17 protein-coding genes are annotated in these 16,415 nt (G+C 53.7%); 11 read left to right on the forward strand and 6 right to left on the reverse strand.

Translation table 11 applies throughout. The features are described 5' to 3' along the window. Positions 1-23 precede the first annotated feature (23 nt). Positions 24-212, forward strand: a complete 189-nt coding sequence (locus OGY62_RS13930) for a YdiH family protein (RefSeq protein WP_024130379.1) — start codon at positions 24-26, stop codon at positions 210-212. Positions 213-304: 92 nt separating this feature from the next. On the opposite strand, the gene OGY62_RS13935 is transcribed toward OGY62_RS13930, so the two are convergent. Next, positions 305-1,156 (reverse strand): Vmh family MBL fold metallo-hydrolase, encoded by an 852-nt coding sequence (locus OGY62_RS13935; protein WP_012132588.1) that lies wholly within the window; start codon positions 1,154-1,156, stop codon positions 305-307. Positions 1,157-1,281: 125 nt separating this feature from the next. On the opposite strand from OGY62_RS13935, the gene OGY62_RS13940 reads away from it, so the two are divergent. From OGY62_RS13940 to ldtE, 8 genes are all read left to right on the forward strand, one after another. Next, complete coding sequence (locus OGY62_RS13940) at positions 1,282-2,175, forward strand: LysR family transcriptional regulator (RefSeq protein ID WP_286460108.1); 894 nt, start codon at positions 1,282-1,284, stop codon at positions 2,173-2,175. 562 nt (positions 2,176-2,737) lie between these two features. Next, positions 2,738-3,106, forward strand: a complete 369-nt coding sequence (gene sufA, locus OGY62_RS13945; RefSeq protein ID WP_012132586.1) for a Fe-S cluster assembly scaffold SufA — start codon at positions 2,738-2,740, stop codon at positions 3,104-3,106. Positions 3,107-3,114: 8 nt separating this feature from the next. Further along, entirely contained in the window at positions 3,115-4,602 is a 1,488-nt protein-coding gene (gene sufB / locus OGY62_RS13950; RefSeq protein ID WP_012132585.1) for a Fe-S cluster assembly protein SufB, read from the forward strand. A 16-nt stretch (positions 4,603-4,618) separates the two neighbouring features. After that, positions 4,619-5,365, forward strand: a complete 747-nt coding sequence (sufC, locus tag OGY62_RS13955; protein ID WP_012132584.1) for a Fe-S cluster assembly ATPase SufC — start codon at positions 4,619-4,621, stop codon at positions 5,363-5,365. Continuing rightward, positions 5,340-6,611: a Fe-S cluster assembly protein SufD gene (gene sufD / locus OGY62_RS13960; protein WP_115609351.1), complete on the forward strand. Its 1,272-nt coding sequence runs from the start codon at positions 5,340-5,342 to the stop codon at positions 6,609-6,611. The genes sufC and sufD overlap by 26 nt, the downstream gene beginning before the upstream one ends. Beyond that, complete coding sequence (gene sufS, locus OGY62_RS13965; RefSeq protein ID WP_012132582.1) at positions 6,608-7,828, forward strand: cysteine desulfurase SufS; 1,221 nt, start codon at positions 6,608-6,610, stop codon at positions 7,826-7,828. Before sufD ends, sufS begins: the two co-directional genes overlap by 4 nt. A gap of 12 nt (positions 7,829-7,840) precedes the next feature. Beyond that, positions 7,841-8,257: a cysteine desulfuration protein SufE gene (gene sufE / locus OGY62_RS13970; RefSeq protein ID WP_200097040.1), complete on the forward strand. Its 417-nt coding sequence runs from the start codon at positions 7,841-7,843 to the stop codon at positions 8,255-8,257. Between the two features lie 101 nt (positions 8,258-8,358). Further along, complete coding sequence (ldtE, locus tag OGY62_RS13975; protein WP_286460110.1) at positions 8,359-9,363, forward strand: L,D-transpeptidase LdtE; 1,005 nt, start codon at positions 8,359-8,361, stop codon at positions 9,361-9,363. 68 nt (positions 9,364-9,431) lie between these two features. Here ldtE and lpp read toward each other — a convergent pair whose 3' ends face one another. The 5 genes from lpp to OGY62_RS14000 form a co-directional block, all read right to left on the reverse strand. Next, positions 9,432-9,668: a murein lipoprotein Lpp gene (gene lpp, locus OGY62_RS13980; protein WP_001082307.1), complete on the reverse strand. Its 237-nt coding sequence runs from the start codon at positions 9,666-9,668 to the stop codon at positions 9,432-9,434. Positions 9,669-9,979: 311 nt separating this feature from the next. Then, positions 9,980-11,392, reverse strand: coding sequence for a pyruvate kinase PykF (gene pykF / locus OGY62_RS13985; protein ID WP_012132579.1), 1,413 nt, complete (start codon positions 11,390-11,392; stop codon positions 9,980-9,982). 7 nt (positions 11,393-11,399) lie between these two features. Beyond that, positions 11,400-11,594: a protein YnhH gene (gene ynhH, locus OGY62_RS13990; RefSeq protein ID WP_244264181.1), complete on the reverse strand. Its 195-nt coding sequence runs from the start codon at positions 11,592-11,594 to the stop codon at positions 11,400-11,402. Positions 11,595-11,768: 174 nt separating this feature from the next. Further along, positions 11,769-12,914, reverse strand: a complete 1,146-nt coding sequence (locus OGY62_RS13995; RefSeq protein WP_214143746.1) for a trans-sulfuration enzyme family protein — start codon at positions 12,912-12,914, stop codon at positions 11,769-11,771. Between the two features lie 9 nt (positions 12,915-12,923). Then, the gene (locus tag OGY62_RS14000; RefSeq protein WP_286460113.1) at positions 12,924-14,294 is read right to left on the reverse strand and encodes a pyridoxal-phosphate dependent enzyme; all 1,371 of its coding nucleotides are present in this window, start codon (positions 14,292-14,294) and stop codon (positions 12,924-12,926) included. Positions 14,295-14,717: 423 nt separating this feature from the next. On the opposite strand from OGY62_RS14000, the gene OGY62_RS14005 reads away from it, so the two are divergent. Together OGY62_RS14005 and OGY62_RS14010 are read left to right on the forward strand one after the other, a co-directional pair. Then, positions 14,718-15,740 (forward strand): methionine ABC transporter ATP-binding protein, encoded by a 1,023-nt coding sequence (locus OGY62_RS14005; RefSeq protein ID WP_047457318.1) that lies wholly within the window; start codon positions 14,718-14,720, stop codon positions 15,738-15,740. Beyond that, a complete protein-coding gene (locus tag OGY62_RS14010) occupies positions 15,733-16,401 on the forward strand; it encodes a methionine ABC transporter permease (RefSeq protein WP_012132573.1) in 669 nt (222 codons plus the stop codon). Before OGY62_RS14005 ends, OGY62_RS14010 begins: the two co-directional genes overlap by 8 nt. Positions 16,402-16,415 lie beyond the last annotated feature (14 nt).

The raw sequence follows: 16,415 nt of genomic DNA on the forward strand, positions 1-16,415 counted from the left end.
TTTTGAACATAAGCGAGGATGATATGTCTACCGATTTAGACCCAACCCAACTGGCAATTGAATTTTTACGCCGTGATAAAACAGAGCTTTCTCCAGCCCAGTATTTGAAGCGCTTAAAACAATTAGAGCTGGAATTTGCCGATTTACTCACGCTCTCTTCCTCTGAGCTAAAAGAAGAGATTTACTTTGCCTGGCGTCTGGGCGTTCATTGATTCCGCACTGTTTTATCGCTCGGTGAATTAACACCAACAGAAAACCCCGACACGCTCTGCCGGGGTTATTTTTTTGGGCTATGAGCGGCGGTTTACCACTTCATTTCACCGGTATTCACTTTCGCGCTCAGCGTCAGGGAACTTTCGTCAGCGAGGCCAGGCCAGGCGGCGGTCATCGTTTTGATGACATACTCTGACCCTTTTTTCGCCTCAAGCGCTTGCTCAAAGGATTGCAGATAATCCTGCGTGAAGCGTATAGCGGCATCGCCTGCGGGACGTTCACCGATATAGTGACCCGGAATCACCTGGGTCGGCTGCAAACTGTGCATCTCTGTCAACACATGACGCCAGGCCGCACGCTGCTCAGGAGACTGGGTATCCGCCGTCCAGACATGGATACCGGATGCGATTCCCGTTCCGCCAAGTATTGCGCGGTTAGCCGGGACCCAGACGTAAGCAGCGTAATCGTTCGGGTGGCGCAGTTCCAGCGTTTCCCCATCAATCGTAAATTGTGTCTCGGTGGTTGCCTGCGGGATGGTGAGCGCCGCTGGCGCGCCATCTTTCATTTGCGGGCCCCAGTATTGCAGTTTGGCGTCTTTCGTTGCGCGAATGTGTTCCACCACATGCGGCGTCGCCAGAACTTTCACGTTCGGGAAGGCTTTTACAATCGGTTCCAGACCAAAATAGAAATCTGGATCGCCGGAGGTAATCACGATGGCTTTCAGCGACTTGCCGCTCTTTTTAATCATTTCGACCAGCTTTTCCCCGTCTTTGGTACTGAACTGCGCGTCGAATAAAATGGCTTCTTTAGGGCCAGAGACCAGCGTGGAAGAGACCGGGAAAATCGCGTTTTCCTGCGGATTATAGACGTCGAGTTGCAGCGGGGCGGCGAACAATGGCGCGCTAGTCAGCGACAGCAGAAGTGCCAGCGTTTTGATTTTCATTCTGAGTGACCTTATCGGCAGATAATGTTGATTTATTTACGTGGCTTATTTTAAGCAAATCTCGATCTGTTAAAATTCCCCTATCAGGACATGCTGAGTTTCATAAAACGATCGGATGGAAGGTTATGGACAGAGTGATGGCGGCAACGGTGTTTAACCATATCTGCGATTTGGGTAGCCTGAGCGCGGCTGCGCGCGCATTAGGGATCTCCAGGCCGATGGTGAGCCGTTATCTGGATGAAATGGAGAAATGGGCCGGAGCCAGACTTATTCATCGTTCGTCGCGCCGCCTGACGATCACGCCTGCCGGAGAAGACGCGTTGATGAAAACGCGAACGCTGGCGCGGCTTTCCCTGGATATTGCGGGGGCGACCGGGCGAGAGGTGCCGTCCGGCACGTTGCGCGTCGCCTGCGCCCATTTCACCGCGATGCATATTCTTGCCCCGATGCTGCCCGCTTTTTTAGCGCGTTATCCTGAATTGCGCATTGAAGTGGAGATTAATAATCAGCCTGTCAGTTTAGTGGGGGAGCGTATTGATGTGGCGATACGCATTACCGATAACCCTGAGCCAGGGACAATTGCGCGTCGGCTTGGTGACTGTGAGTCTGTGCTCTGCGCGTCTCCTGGCTATCTGCATCGCTATGGCACACCGCAGACGCCGGAGGCGCTGGCGCAACACAATTGCCTCTATTACAGCGGATTTGCTGGAAAATCCTGGCATTTTCTGGATGAGCAGGGAGAACCGCTCTCCGTTGCGATCAAGGGCAACCTGAGCGCCGGAATCTCTTCGCTTTTGTGTGAAGCGGCGCTGGCAGGGATGGGGATTGCGCTGGTGCCGGAAAAAGAGGTGCGAGAGGGGCTGGCGCAGGAGAAACTGGTTCGCTTGTTGCCCCATCTACAACCGCGGCAATTGGCCGTATACGGGTTATACCTTTCCCGTGAGCATCAGCCCGCCGCGCTACGCCTGTTCCTTGAGGCGGTGCAGGGCGCGATGCGCGACGGTGAAGCCTGTTCCTGACGCAGCATAAGGCGTATAAAAATTGTGCAGAAAGCAAGATCTGTTAAATACGCGATGCAAACTTATGAGAATATTCTTACACCCCTTCAAGAGCTAAGCCTGAAATGAGTGCCGGAGATAAGCGCCGGGTGGGGCAACGAACGATCGGTGTTATTCATACAATACCGATCGTTCGTTGTTAATTACTCCGTTCTTTCCGTTCTTTCTTTTTCACTTTAGTGGATTTGCTAATCCGACGGCTGTTTGAGCTATTGTTTAGCACCGTCATCGTCCGCTTTTGACCCCCATTTTTATTGATAACCCTATCTCAAAAATAGGCATTTTCGATACATATTTAATTTTTTAACCTGCCGCGCTGTTTACTCTTCTTAAATGCTTTATCTATCAATGTATTGAATAAAATAATCCATCACTGATAACCCTCGAAACAGGGTCTATGCTTAGTAAAAGTGGTCAAAAAGGGCGGTTAACCCGAATGACCCTTCTGTCAGAGGGTTGAAGTGATAATCATTATCACTAACATGGTGTTATGCCCTGGTGGCTCATTACACGAGGTGGACCTATGGAATTGCATTCAGGAACATTTAATCCAGACGATTTTGCATGGCGTGGCCTGACGCTAACGCCTGAGGCGGCGGCGCATATTCGTGACCTGGTTGCGAAGCAACCCGGCATGCTTGGCGTGCGTTTAGGCGTGAAGCAGACGGGGTGCGCGGGATTTGGTTACGTGCTGGATACCGTCAGCGAGCCGGAAAAGGACGATCTGTTGTTTGAAACGGAGGGCGCGAGGTTGTACGTGCCGCTTCAGGCCATGCCGTTTATTGACGGGACAGAGGTCGATTATGTGCGCGAAGGATTAAACCAGTTATTTAAATTTCATAACCCGAAAGCCCAGAACGAATGCGGCTGTGGCGAAAGCTTCGGGGTATAGGCGGTACTATGTCTCGTAATACTGAAGCAACTGACGATGTCAAAACCTGGACCGGTGGTCCACTGAATTATAAAGAAGGCTTCTTCACCCAGTTACAGACTGACGAGCTGGCAAAAGGCATCAGCGAAGAGGTCGTGCGTGCGATTTCCGCCAAGAGAAATGAGCCGGAGTGGATGCTGGAGTTTCGCCTTAATGCGTACAAAGCCTGGCTTGAGATGGAAGAGCCGCACTGGTTGAAAGCGCACTACGATAAGCTGAATTATCAGGATTACAGTTATTACTCTGCGCCATCGTGCGGTAACTGCGATGAGACGTGCGCGTCAGAACCGGGTGCAGTACAGCAAACCGGTGCGAATGCGTTTCTCAGCAAAGAGGTGGAAGACGCCTTCGAACAGCTTGGCGTACCGGTACGTGAGGGTAAAGAGGTGGCGGTGGATGCCATTTTCGACTCCGTTTCCGTTGCCACTACCTACCGGGAAAAGCTGGCGGAACAGGGCATCATCTTCTGTTCGTTTGGCGAGGCGATTCACGATCACCCTGAGCTGGTGAAGAAATATCTGGGCACCGTGGTGCCGGGTAATGACAACTTTTTTGCTGCGCTGAACGCTGCGGTAGCGTCTGACGGCACCTTCATTTATGTGCCGAAAGGCGTTCGTTGCCCGATGGAGCTGTCAACCTATTTCCGAATCAACGCGGAAAAAACAGGGCAGTTCGAACGCACCATTCTGGTGGCGGATGAGGGCAGCTACGTCAGCTACATCGAAGGGTGTTCTGCGCCAGTGCGCGACAGCTACCAGCTGCACGCGGCGGTGGTAGAGGTGATCATCCACAAAGATGCCGAAGTAAAATATTCCACCGTGCAAAACTGGTTCCCCGGCGATAACAACACCGGCGGGATACTGAACTTCGTCACCAAGCGCGCGCTGTGCGAAGGTGAAAACAGCAAGATGTCGTGGACGCAGTCCGAAACGGGGTCGGCCATCACCTGGAAATACCCGAGCTGCATTCTGCGCGGCGATAACTCCATCGGTGAGTTTTACTCTGTGGCGCTGACCAGCGGTCATCAGCAGGCCGACACCGGCACCAAAATGATCCACATCGGTAAGAACACCAAATCGACCATTATTTCAAAAGGGATCTCCGCCGGGAATAGCCAGAACAGCTATCGCGGGCTGGTGAAGATCATGCCGACGGCAACCAACGCCCGTAACTTTACCCAGTGCGACTCAATGCTGATTGGCGCGGACTGCGGCGCGCACACCTTCCCGTATGTCGAGTGTCGTAATAACAGCGCCCAGCTTGAGCACGAGGCGACGACGTCGCGGATCGGTGAAGATCAGCTCTTTTACTGCCTGCAACGCGGCATCAGCGAAGAGGATGCCATCTCGATGATTGTTAATGGCTTCTGTAAAGACGTCTTCTCTGAACTGCCGCTGGAATTTGCCGTTGAAGCGCAAAAATTGCTGGCAATCAGCCTTGAACACAGCGTCGGTTAAGTATTAAGGAAAGCACATGTTAAGCATTAAAGATTTACAGGTCAGTGTGGAAGATAAAGCGATTCTGCGCGGTCTGGACCTCGACGTCAGACCCGGAGAAGTGCATGCCATTATGGGGCCGAACGGTTCCGGGAAGAGTACGCTTTCCGCGACGCTGGCGGGCCGTGAAGATTATGAAGTGGTTGGCGGCTCTGTCGAATTTAAAGGCAAAGATTTACTGGAACTGTCGCCAGAGGATCGGGCGGGCGAAGGCATCTTTATGGCGTTCCAGTATCCGGTAGAAATTCCTGGCGTCAGCAACCAGTTTTTCCTGCAAACAGCGCTGAATGCCGTGCGCAGCTATCGTGGTCAGGAGTCGCTGGATCGTTTTGATTTTCAGGATCTGATGGAAGAGAAAATCGCGCTTTTGAAGATGCCGGAAGATTTGCTGACCCGTTCGGTGAACGTGGGCTTCTCCGGCGGTGAGAAGAAACGTAACGATATTCTACAAATGGCGGTGCTGGAGCCGGAACTGTGCATTCTTGATGAGTCTGACTCCGGGCTGGATATTGATGCGCTGAAAATTGTCGCGGAAGGCGTCAACTCGCTGCGTGACGGTAAACGTTCATTCATTATCGTGACGCACTATCAGCGCATTCTGGACTACATCAAACCTGATTACGTCCACGTCCTGTATCAGGGGCGGATTGTGAAGTCCGGCGATTTCACTCTGGTCAAACAACTGGAGGAGCAAGGATATGGCTGGCTTACCGAACAGCAGTAACGCGCTGCAACAATGGCACCATCTGTTTGAGGCGCAGGGCGAATCCCGCTCGGCGCACGCGCAGCAGCATTTACAACAGATGCTGCGCCTGGGGCTGCCGACGCGTAAGCATGAAAACTGGAAATACACGCCGCTGGAAGGGTTGGTCAGTAGCCAGTTTGTCAGCCGTTTTGCCGAGGTTACTCAGGAACAGCGCGACGCGCTGGCGCTGGATATCGACGCTGTGCGTCTGGTGTTTGTTGACGGCCAGTTCAGCCCGCAGCTTAGCGACAGCGCTACAGCCAGCGGTTTCGACATTGCGATCAACGACGAACGTCAGACGCTGGCCACACCGGTTCAGCCGGAGGTTTTCCTGCATCTGACGGAAAGCCTGGCGCAGAGCGTGACGCACATCAGCGTTAAGCGCAACCAGCGGCCCTCTAAGCCGTTGCTGCTGATGCACATCACGCAGGGGCTGGAAGGCGATGAGGTCAACACTGCGCACTACCGCCACCACCTGGAACTGGCGGAAGGGGCAGAGGCGACGGTGATAGAACACTATGTCAGCCTTAACGCGGCACGGCACTTTACCGGAGCGCGTCTGACCATGAACGTGGCGGCGAATGCGCATCTGCACCACATCAAACTGGCGTTTGAAAACCCGGTGAGCCACCACTTTGCCCATAACGATATTCTGCTGGCGGCGGATGCAAGCGCGCACAGCCACAGTTTCCTGTTGGGCGATGCCGTGCTGCGACATAACACCAGCACCCAGTTAAACGGTGAAAACACTACGTTGCGGATTAACAGCCTGGCGATGCCGGTGAAAAACGAAGTGTGTGATACCCGTACGTGGCTGGAGCACAACAAGGGTTACTGCAACAGCCGTCAGTTGCATAAAACCATTGTCAGCGATAAAGGTCGGGCGGTATTCAATGGCTTGATCAACGTGGCGCAGCACGCCATTAAAACCGACGGACAAATGACCAATAACAATCTGCTGCTCGGTAAACTTGCCGAGGTGGACACCAAACCGCAGCTGGAGATTTACGCCGATGACGTGAAATGCAGCCACGGGGCGACGGTAGGACGGATTGATGACGAGCAGATGTTCTACCTGCGTTCACGCGGGATTGGAGAGCAGGATGCCAGACAGATGATTCTCTACGCGTTTGCCGCTGAGTTGACGGAAGCCCTCGGCGATGACGCGCTTAAACAACAGGTGCTGGCGCGAATAGGGCTTCGCCTGCCGGGAGGCATAGCATGACATTTCCCATCGAAAAAGTGCGGGCTGATTTTCCCGTCCTGACGCGTGAAGTCAACGGGCTGCCGTTGGCGTATCTGGATAGCGCGGCCAGTGCGCAAAAGCCCAACCAGGTGATTGACGCTGAGGCGGAGTTTTACCGTCATGGCTATGCGGCGGTGCACCGGGGCATCCATACGCTGAGCGCGCAGGCCACCGAGAAGATGGAAAATGTGCGTAAACAGGCATCGCTGTTCATTAACGCCCGTTCAGCGGAAGAACTGGTGTTCGTGCGCGGGACGACAGAGGGCATCAACCTTGTTGCCAACAGCTGGGGGCCGGAGAATGTTCGGGCTGGCGATAACATCATCATCAGCGAGATGGAGCACCACGCCAATATCGTCCCCTGGCAGATGCTGTGCGCGCGTACAGGGGCGGAACTGCGCGTCATTCCGCTCAATACGGACGGCACGTTGCAGCTGGATACGCTCCCGTCGCTGTTTGATGAGCGTACCCGACTGCTGGCTATCGCGCATGTGTCGAACGTGCTGGGAACGGAAAACCCGCTTCCTGAAATGATCGCGCTGGCGCATCAGTATGGCGCGAAAGTGCTGGTTGATGGCGCGCAGGCGGTAATGCACCATGCGGTGGATGTTCAGGCGCTGGATTGTGATTTTTACGTTTTCTCCGGGCATAAGCTGTATGGCCCCACCGGTATCGGCGTGCTGTATGTCCGGGAGGAACTGCTTCAGGATATGCCGCCGTGGGAAGGCGGCGGTTCGATGATTGCGACCGTTAGTCTGACGGAAGGGACGACCTGGACCAAAGCGCCCTGGCGTTTTGAGGCGGGGACGCCGAACACGGGCGGAATTATTGGCCTTGGCGCCGCCATTGAATACGTTTGCGCGTTAGGGCTGGCGGAAATCAGCGAATATGAACAAAACCTGATGCACTATGCGCTGGAACAACTGGCGGACGTGCCGGAGTTGACGCTATATGGCCCGGCTAACCGGCTGGGGGTCATCGCCTTTAATCTGGGCAAACACCACGCCTATGACGTGGGCAGCTTCCTCGACAATTACGGTATCGCCGTACGAACCGGCCATCACTGCGCAATGCCGCTGATGACGTATTACAACGTTCCCGCCATGTGTCGGGCGTCGATAGCAATGTATAACACCCATGAAGAAGTGGATCGTCTGGCAACCGGGCTAAAACGTATTCATCGCTTACTGGGATAACAGGGAGACGCTATGGCTGCGCTACCAGATAAAGAAAGATTGCTGCGTAATTTTCAGCGTTGCGCCAATTGGGAAGAAAAGTATCTGTACATTATTGAACTGGGGCAGCGTCTGGCGGAATTAAATGAGCAGGATCGTTGCCCGGAAAATAGTATTCAGGGATGTCAGAGTCAGGTATGGATTGTTATGCGTCAGAACGCTGACGGCGTTATTGAATTGCAGGGCGACAGCGATGCAGCAATAGTAAAAGGGTTAATTGCCATCGTCTTCATTTTGTATCATCAGATGACGCCACAGGATATTGTGAATTTTGATGTGCGGCCGTGGTTTGAAAGAATGGCGCTGACGCAACATCTCACGCCCTCCCGTTCACAAGGACTGGAAGCTATGATTCGCGCGATCCGCGCCAGAGCCGCAACTCTTAGCTAAACTGAAAAGACGTAGAACGCCAGATGGCGTACAGCTCTACGTGACTCGTAGGCCGGATAAGGCATTTAACCGCCATCCGGCAAAACGCCAGGGGGGTGGATATGAAACGTGCGTCTCTCATTGCAGTTACACTTTTCGGCGCTTACAGCGCATTTCAGACGGCCTGGGCAGTGGATTACCCCTTGCCGCCAGCAAACAGTCGCCTTGTCGGGCAGAATCAAACCTATACCGTGCAAGCGGGGGATAAAAACTTACAGGCGATTGCCCGGCGTTTTGATACTGCCGCAATGCTGATCCTGGAGGCAAATAATACCATCGCGCCGGTCCCTAAACCGGGGACGCCGATTATCATTCCATCTCAACTGTTATTACCCGATGCGCCGCGTGAAGGCATTATTGTGAACCTGGCGGAGTTACGACTCTATTATTTCCCGCCGGGTGAAAATAGTGTTCAGGTTTACCCCATCGGTATTGGTTTAGAGGGGCTGGAAACGCCGGTAATGGCGACGCGCGTCGGGCAAAAAATCCCGAATCCGACCTGGACGCCGACGGCAGGTATCCGCAAACGCTCGCTTGAACGCGGCATTACGCTGCCGCCGGTGGTGCCCGCCGGGCCAAATAACCCGTTAGGACGCTTCGCCCTGCGCCTGGCATACGGCAACGGTGAGTATCTCATTCACGGCACCAATGCCCCGGACAGCGTCGGGTTACGCGTCAGTTCCGGCTGTATTCGGATGAACGCGCCAGACATTAAAGCTCTGTTTGCGCAGGTCAGAACGGGAACGCCGGTACGGGTGATTAACGAACCGGTGAAATTCGCCGTGGAACCAAATGGAATGCGTTACGTTGAAGTACATCGCCCGCTGTCGCCTGAAGAGGAGCAAAACGTACAGACGATGCCGTATGTGCTGCCAGCAGGCTTTACGCAGTTTAAGGCGACTCAGGAGGTGGATGAGCGTCTGGTGGAAAACGCGCTGTATCGCCGGGCGGGATATCCGGTTGCCGTTACATCAGGGCAGGCGCCGATAGCTTCTGGCCGCTCAGTGGTGGAGTCCGCGCAAAACAGCCAACCCGGAAGCGGCGCTGAAAACCAGGCAACGCAGTAGCAGGGAAGGGAAAACACAGGCAAAAAAAATGGCGCACAATGTGCGCCATTTTTATTACACAGGTACTATTACTTACGGTATTTAGTAGCCTGGTTGTCCAGACGCTGGTTAGCGCGAGCTGCGTCGTCTTTAGCAGCCTGAACGTCGGAACGCATTGCGTTCACGTCGTTGCTCAGCTGGTCAACTTTAGCGTTCAGAGTCTGAACGTCAGAAGACAGCTGATCGATTTTAGCGTTGCTGGAGCAACCAGCCAGCAGAGTAGAACCCAGGATTACCGCGCCCAGTACCAGTTTAGTACGATTCATTATTAATACCCTCTAGATTGAGTTAATCTCCATGTAGCGTTACAAGTATTACACAAACTTTTTTAGGTTGAGAATATTTTTTTGACGGGAATGCACTTATTTTTGATCGTTCGCTCAAAGAAGCATCGAATTGAGCTAAAATGGCTAAAAAACCGAGTGAAAACAGAATCCTTCCATCGGATTCGTCTTAGATAATCTGCGATTAGATAGTGAAATCCGATTTGATTTTTTATTAAGAGTGGCTATCGATTAAATAAAAAAAGCGCCGCGAGGGCGCTTTTTATTCAGAAAATTAATTCACACAGGAATTATTACAGGACGTGAACAGATGCGGTGTTGGTCGTGCCGCTCGGTACCAGCGCGCCGGAAACCATGACCACAACGTCGCCTTTCTGGCCCAGACCGCTCTGTAGAGCGACTTCTTTACCCAGACGGTAGAAGTCGTCAGTAGAGTTAATTTCTTTCACCAGCTGCGGCACAATGCCTTTGCTCAGCACCAGCTGACGCGCGGTCACTTCGTTGGTGGTCAGCGCCAGGATGGTAGCGTCCGGGAAGTATTTACGCACTGCGCGAGCAGATTTACCGCCCTGAGTCGCAACGACAATGACCGGCGCTTCCAGTTTTTCGGCAGTTTCAACCGCGCCGCGGCACACCGCTTCGGTGATGCGCAGTTTACGGCTGTCGTTGTTGAAGTCCAGACGGCTGGTCATCACGCGGTCAGTACGCTCGCAGATGGTTGCCATGATGGTGACGGCTTCCAGCGGGTATTTTCCTTTTGCGGATTCGCCGGACAGCATCACTGCGTCGGTGCCGTCGAGGATGGCGTTCGCCACGTCGCCAGCTTCTGCGCGGGTCGGACGCGGGTTCTTGATCATGGAATCCAGCATCTGGGTCGCGGTGATAACGACTTTACGTGCGCGGATACATTTTTCGATGATCATCTTCTGCGCGAAGATAACTTCTTCAACCGGGATCTCAACGCCCATGTCGCCACGAGCAACCATGATGCCGTCAGACGCTTCGAGGATCTCATCGAAGTTGTTCAGGCCTTCCTGGTTTTCGATCTTGGAGATGATCTGGATGTTCTCGCCGCCGTGCGCTTTCAGGTGCTCACGAATTTCAACAACGTCAGAACGCTTACGGATAAAGGACGCGGCAACAAAGTCAACGCCTTGTTCGCAGCCGAAGATCAGATCCTGTTTGTCTTTTTCAGCCAGTGCTGGCAGCGCGATGGAAACGCCCGGCAGGTTAACGCCTTTGTTTTCGCCCAGGTCGCCGTTGTTCAGCACTTTACAGATAACCTTGTTACCTTCGATCGCGGTGACTTCCATGCCGATCAGACCATCGTCAACCAGTACGGTGTTGCCTACGGACAGGTCAGAAGTGAAACCTTCGTAAGTGACGGCAACCATTTCGCTGTTGCCGATAACGGATTTGTCCGTTGTGAAAGTGAAGGTCTGGCCCGCTTTCAGGGAGACGTCATTACCACCTTCCAGCTTAATGGTACGGATTTCCGGGCCTTTGGTATCGAGCAGGATTGCGGCTTTTTTACCGGTTTTGCTCATTACGTTGCGCAAATTCTTGATGCGCTGACCGTGTTCTGCATAGTCACCGTGAGAGAAGTTCAGACGCATAACGTTCATGCCTGCGTCCAGCATTTTGGTTAACATCTCTTCAGATTCGGTTTTCGGACCGATGGTGCAAACAATTTTCGTCTTTTTCATGACAGTCTTAGTCTTTAAGTTGAGAAGGATATGGAAATCTGGCTTCAGGGGCGCACGGCCTTGAAGCTAAACCTGTGTTGCGAAAGTGGTGTTGCCTCGCTCTAAGGATAGGTGACATCGAAAGAGCGTGCAGAGGAATGTGTGCTCGTGTTTCAGCCCAACGGGATGGCGTGTTTTTTAGTCGTTGAGTTTTGCAGTCCAATGCGCTGAAACCATTCAAGAGACAATTGGCGCGCATTATACGCTGAAATTTACACAAAAGGAAAATGAAAACAGCGTTTCAAAAAACATCTGTGCAGATTCACAACAAATTGTTATTAAAGCGTTAATTATGATCCTTGCGTTGTGCCGCCCGGGAAAGGGCGGCGTTGCGCAACTACCCGGCGAGCGCCTGAGCTAAATCGTCCTGCAAATCCTGAACATCTTCAATGCCCACTGACAGGCGAATCAATTGCGGGGTGATGCCATTCGCCAGACGCTGCTCAAGCGGAATAGAGGCGTGAGTCATGGTAAACGGCTGGCTGACGAGGCTTTCAACACCGCCCAGGCTTTCCGCCAGGGTAAATAATTTCAGCCGCGTGATAACGTCAGTGGCGCGCTGGTCATCGCCTTTTATGACGATGGAGATCATCCCGCCGAACTGTGACATTTGCTGGCGCGCAAGGGCATGCTGAGGATGCGACGCCAGCCCCGGATACCAGACGTGTTCTACCGCCGGATGTTTTTCCAGCCATTGCGCCAGCGTCAGCGCATTGCCGCTGTGCCGCTCAATTCGCAAGGCCAGCGTGCGAATACCGCGTAATGTCAGAAAACTGCTAAATGGGTCCAGTACGCCGCCGACGGCGTTTTGCAGATAACCCAGCTGTTGTGCGAGCGCCGGGTTGTCCCCGACGACCGCCAGTCCGGCGACGACGTCTGAATGGCCGTTCAGGTATTTCGTCGCGGAATGCACCACGATATCGAACCCCAGATCAAGAGGACGATGGATCAACGGCGAAGCGAAGGTGTTATCGGCCACGCTGATAAGCTGGTGGCGACGCGCGATATCGGCAATGGCCGCCAGATCGGCCAGTTTTAGTAACGGATTTGTCGGCGTTTCTACCCAGATCATGCGGGTATCAGGACGAATCGCGGCTTCAATACCGGTCAGATCGTCAGGTTTTACCCAGCTAACCTGTAGTCCGGCGCTGCGACGGCGCACATTTTCAATCAGTCGATAGGTGCCGCCATAGACATCGTCAATCGCCACCAGATGGCTGTCTTTATCGAGAAGTTCAAGCACGGTAGCGATGCCCGCCAGACCGGACGCGAAGGCATAACCTTGCGTACCGCCTTCCAGCTCGGCAATGGCGGTTTCCAGCGCATGGCGCGTTGGGTTGCCGCTGCGTGAATATTCATATCCGGTATGCTGACCCGGCGCGGGTTGCGCAAACGTCGATGTCGCATAAATCGGCGGCATAACGGCGCCGTGCGCGTCAGAAAAGGTTCCGCTATGGACGCTAAGTGTGGAATACGATTTCATGAGAGTTCCTTATTTATCCAGGCGGTTGCGCCAGTGGGTGAGCACATCGCTACGGGTGACCAGACCGAGGAACTGGTCGTTGTCGACAATCACAGCCACCTGGCCGCGATCAAAAATAGGTTTCAGCGCGCTTTCCGGTTCACGTTTATCAAGCCGGACTACCTCGCGCGTCATCGCTTCTTTTACCGGGAGGGAAAAACGCGGGTTATCGCCCTGAATATGCGTAATCAGATCCCATTCGTCGATGATGCCGATAAGCTGATCCTCCTGAAGAACCGGCAACTGCGAAATATCGTACAGGCGCATACGCGCCAGCACGGTCGCCAGCGTATCGTCCGGCGCGGCGGTCACGGTTGCCCCTTCGTCATGACGTAAGGCGATGAAGTCGCTCAGATCGCCAGCCTGTGGCCGGGTGATGAGCCCTTGCTGGCGCATCCAGTCATCGTTAAACATTTTCGAGAGATACTTATTGCCGCTATCGCAGGCGAAGGTCGCCACGCGCTTTGGCTGCGTCTGCGCCTGACAGTAGCGCAGGGCGGCGGCGAGCAGCGTACCGGTCGATGAACCGGCAAGGATGCCTTCGGTTCTGAGCAACTCGCGCGCCGTGGCGAAGGCGTCTTTATCGCTGATGCGAAAGGCCTGTGAAACGGATTCGATGTGGGCGAGCAGCGGAATAAAGTCCTCGCCAATCCCTTCAACCAGCCAGGAACCGGCGGTGCCGAATGTGCCTGTCTCGACCTGATCGGCAAGGATTGAACCGGCGGGGTCGGCCAGCACGAACTCCGTGTGCGGGGAGTGTTCGCGAAACCATGCCTGTAAACCGCCCAGCGTGCCGCCGGAACCGACGCCGACCACGATGGCGTCAATGCGGCCATCCATCTGGGCAAACAATTCGGGGGCGGTGGTGGAAGCATGCGCCAGCGGGTTCGCGGCGTTGTTGAACTGATCAATATAAAAGGCGCCGGGCGTCTCCTGCGCCAGACGGCGTGCGTAATCCTGATAATAGGCCGGATGACCTTTGTTGACGTCTGAGCGGGTTAATACCACCTGTGCGCCAAGCGCGCGCAAATGGAAGATCTTCTCACGGCTCATTTTGTCCGGCACGACCAGCGTCAGGGCATAACCTTTTTGCGCGGCGATCAGCGCCAGACCCAGCCCGGTGTTGCCCGCCGTCGCTTCAATAATCGTGCCGCCGGGCTTTAGCAGCCCCTGTCTTTCCGCTTCATTGATCATAGAAAGTGCGACGCGATCTTTAATCGAACCGCCCGGATTCTGGTTCTCCAGTTTCAAAAAGAGTTCGCTTACGCCGCTATTCAGCTTATGCAACTGAAGCAGCGGCGTATTGCCAATCAGTTCCGTTACGGAGTGAAACGTTGTCATGGTGAATATCCGTCAGTGAATAACATGACGAAATAATAGAGTTGCCAAAATGCACGCCTAAAGAATGTTTGTCTGTGAATAAGAACAGAATGGAATATAAAACGCTATTTGGATGGCAGGACGTTTAGCCGTGCGGTCGTCTGGCGGTGTTGATGGCCGAATGACCCTGTTTTTGTCGATTAATTCAACAGTTTACGCTGCTCACGTTAAGGATAATGCCGCTCCCCGCATAAAGGTTGCCGAAATTGTACTAAAGCCATTTTCCCGCGCTGCGCCTCTCTTATTCCTTGTGGATATATCAAATTCCTTTTTGGTCATTTAAAAGCAGAAATACCCTGATTACACTCGTTTGGACATCCATACTGCTAAACAGCTAAAAGCACTGGCAGGATAACCATAAGCAGCAGCGGATACGATAACGATATGATCGTCCTGAAAAATATTTCGAAAGTTTTTACGCCCGGCAAGCTGTCTATTACCGCAGTGGATAACGTTAATCTGACGGTTGAACAGGGACAAATTTACGGGATTATTGGCTACAGCGGCGCCGGAAAGAGTACGTTGATTCGTTTGCTGAACGGTCTGGAAAAACCGACCGTGGGCAGCGTGACCATCAATGGTCATGATATTTCAGCGGCGACAGGAGAGTCCCTGCGCCAGGCGCGGCTGAAAATCAGCATGGTGTTTCAGCACTTCAATTTGCTGTGGTCGCGTACCGTCAGCGAAAACATCGCTTTTTCTATGCAAATCGCGGGCGCGCCAAAAGCAAAAATCAAGGCGCGGGTGGCGGAGCTGATCGACCTGGTGGGATTAACCGGGCGTGAGAATGCTTACCCATCCCAGCTGAGCGGCGGGCAAAAGCAACGTGTGGGGATTGCCCGTGCGCTGGCAAATAACCCAGATGTGCTGCTCTGCGACGAGGCGACTTCCGCGCTGGACCCGCAAACCACCGATCAGATTCTGGATCTGCTGCTCGATATTAATCGCCGCTTCCAGCTCACGATTGTGCTTATTACCCACGAGATGCATGTGGTGCGCAAAATCTGCGATCGCGTTGCGGTGATGGAAAACGGCAGAGTGGTGGAGGAAGGCGATGTGCTGAACGTCTTTACTCATCCGCAACAGCCGATTACCCGGCAGTTTGTCCGCCAGGTAAGTCAGTATGCCGAAGAGGAAGCGTTTAACCCGCAGCTGGCGAGCGAGCTGGGCGGGACGGTGATTAAGCTGACCTTCACCGGGCACAGTACGCATCAGCCGATCGTAGGGGAGCTTACCCTGCGTTACGGCCTGCCTTTCAATATCTTACACGGCAAGATGACGCAAACCGCGCATGGCGTGTTTGGCCAACTGTGGCTGCACGTCGTGGCGACGGAAGAACAACTGAATAATATTCTGGCGGATTTGCGGCAGAGCGATATTGAAGGTGAGGTAGTACAACATGGTTGAGAATCTGTTTCCCCATCTGAAATGGGAACAACTTTTTGCGGCAACGCAGGAAACGCTCTATATGACGGCGCTTTCCGGTATCGCGACGTTTGTGCTGGGGATTGTACTGGGGCTGGCGCTGTTTTTGACCGCGCGCGGCGGGCTGTTTCAGAACCGCACGCTGTATAGCGTCATTTCTCTGGTGGTGAATATTTTTCGCTCGATCCCGTTCATCATTTTGATCGTCTTGTTGATCCCGTTTACCAAAGCGCTGGTCGGCACCATTCTCGGGGCGAACGCTGCGCTGCCGGCGTTGATTGTCGGGGCGGCACCGTTTTATGCGCGTCTGGTTGAAATCGCACTGCGCGAGGTTGACAGAGGCGTGATTGAAGCCACGCGTTCAATGGGCGCACGTCTCAGCACACTTATTTTTCGGGTTTTACTGCCTGAATCATCACCCGCACTAGTGTCCGGGATCACCGTGACGCTGATTGCGCTGGTCAGTTACAGCGCGATGGCCGGAGTGATTGGGGCAGGCGGTTTAGGGAACCTGGCTTATCTGGAAGGATTCCAGCGCAACCACAACGACGTCACGCTGGTGGCGACGGTGACTATCCTGATCATCGTCTTCATTATCCAGTTCTGCGGCGATGTGATCACCTCTCTGTTAGATAAACGCTAATAAAATACGGAAAC

Origin of the sequence: Citrobacter sp. CK198 (assembly GCF_030333295.1) — a bacterium.
In the GTDB taxonomy this organism is placed as follows: Bacteria; Pseudomonadota; Gammaproteobacteria; order Enterobacterales; family Enterobacteriaceae; genus Citrobacter_B; species Citrobacter_B koseri.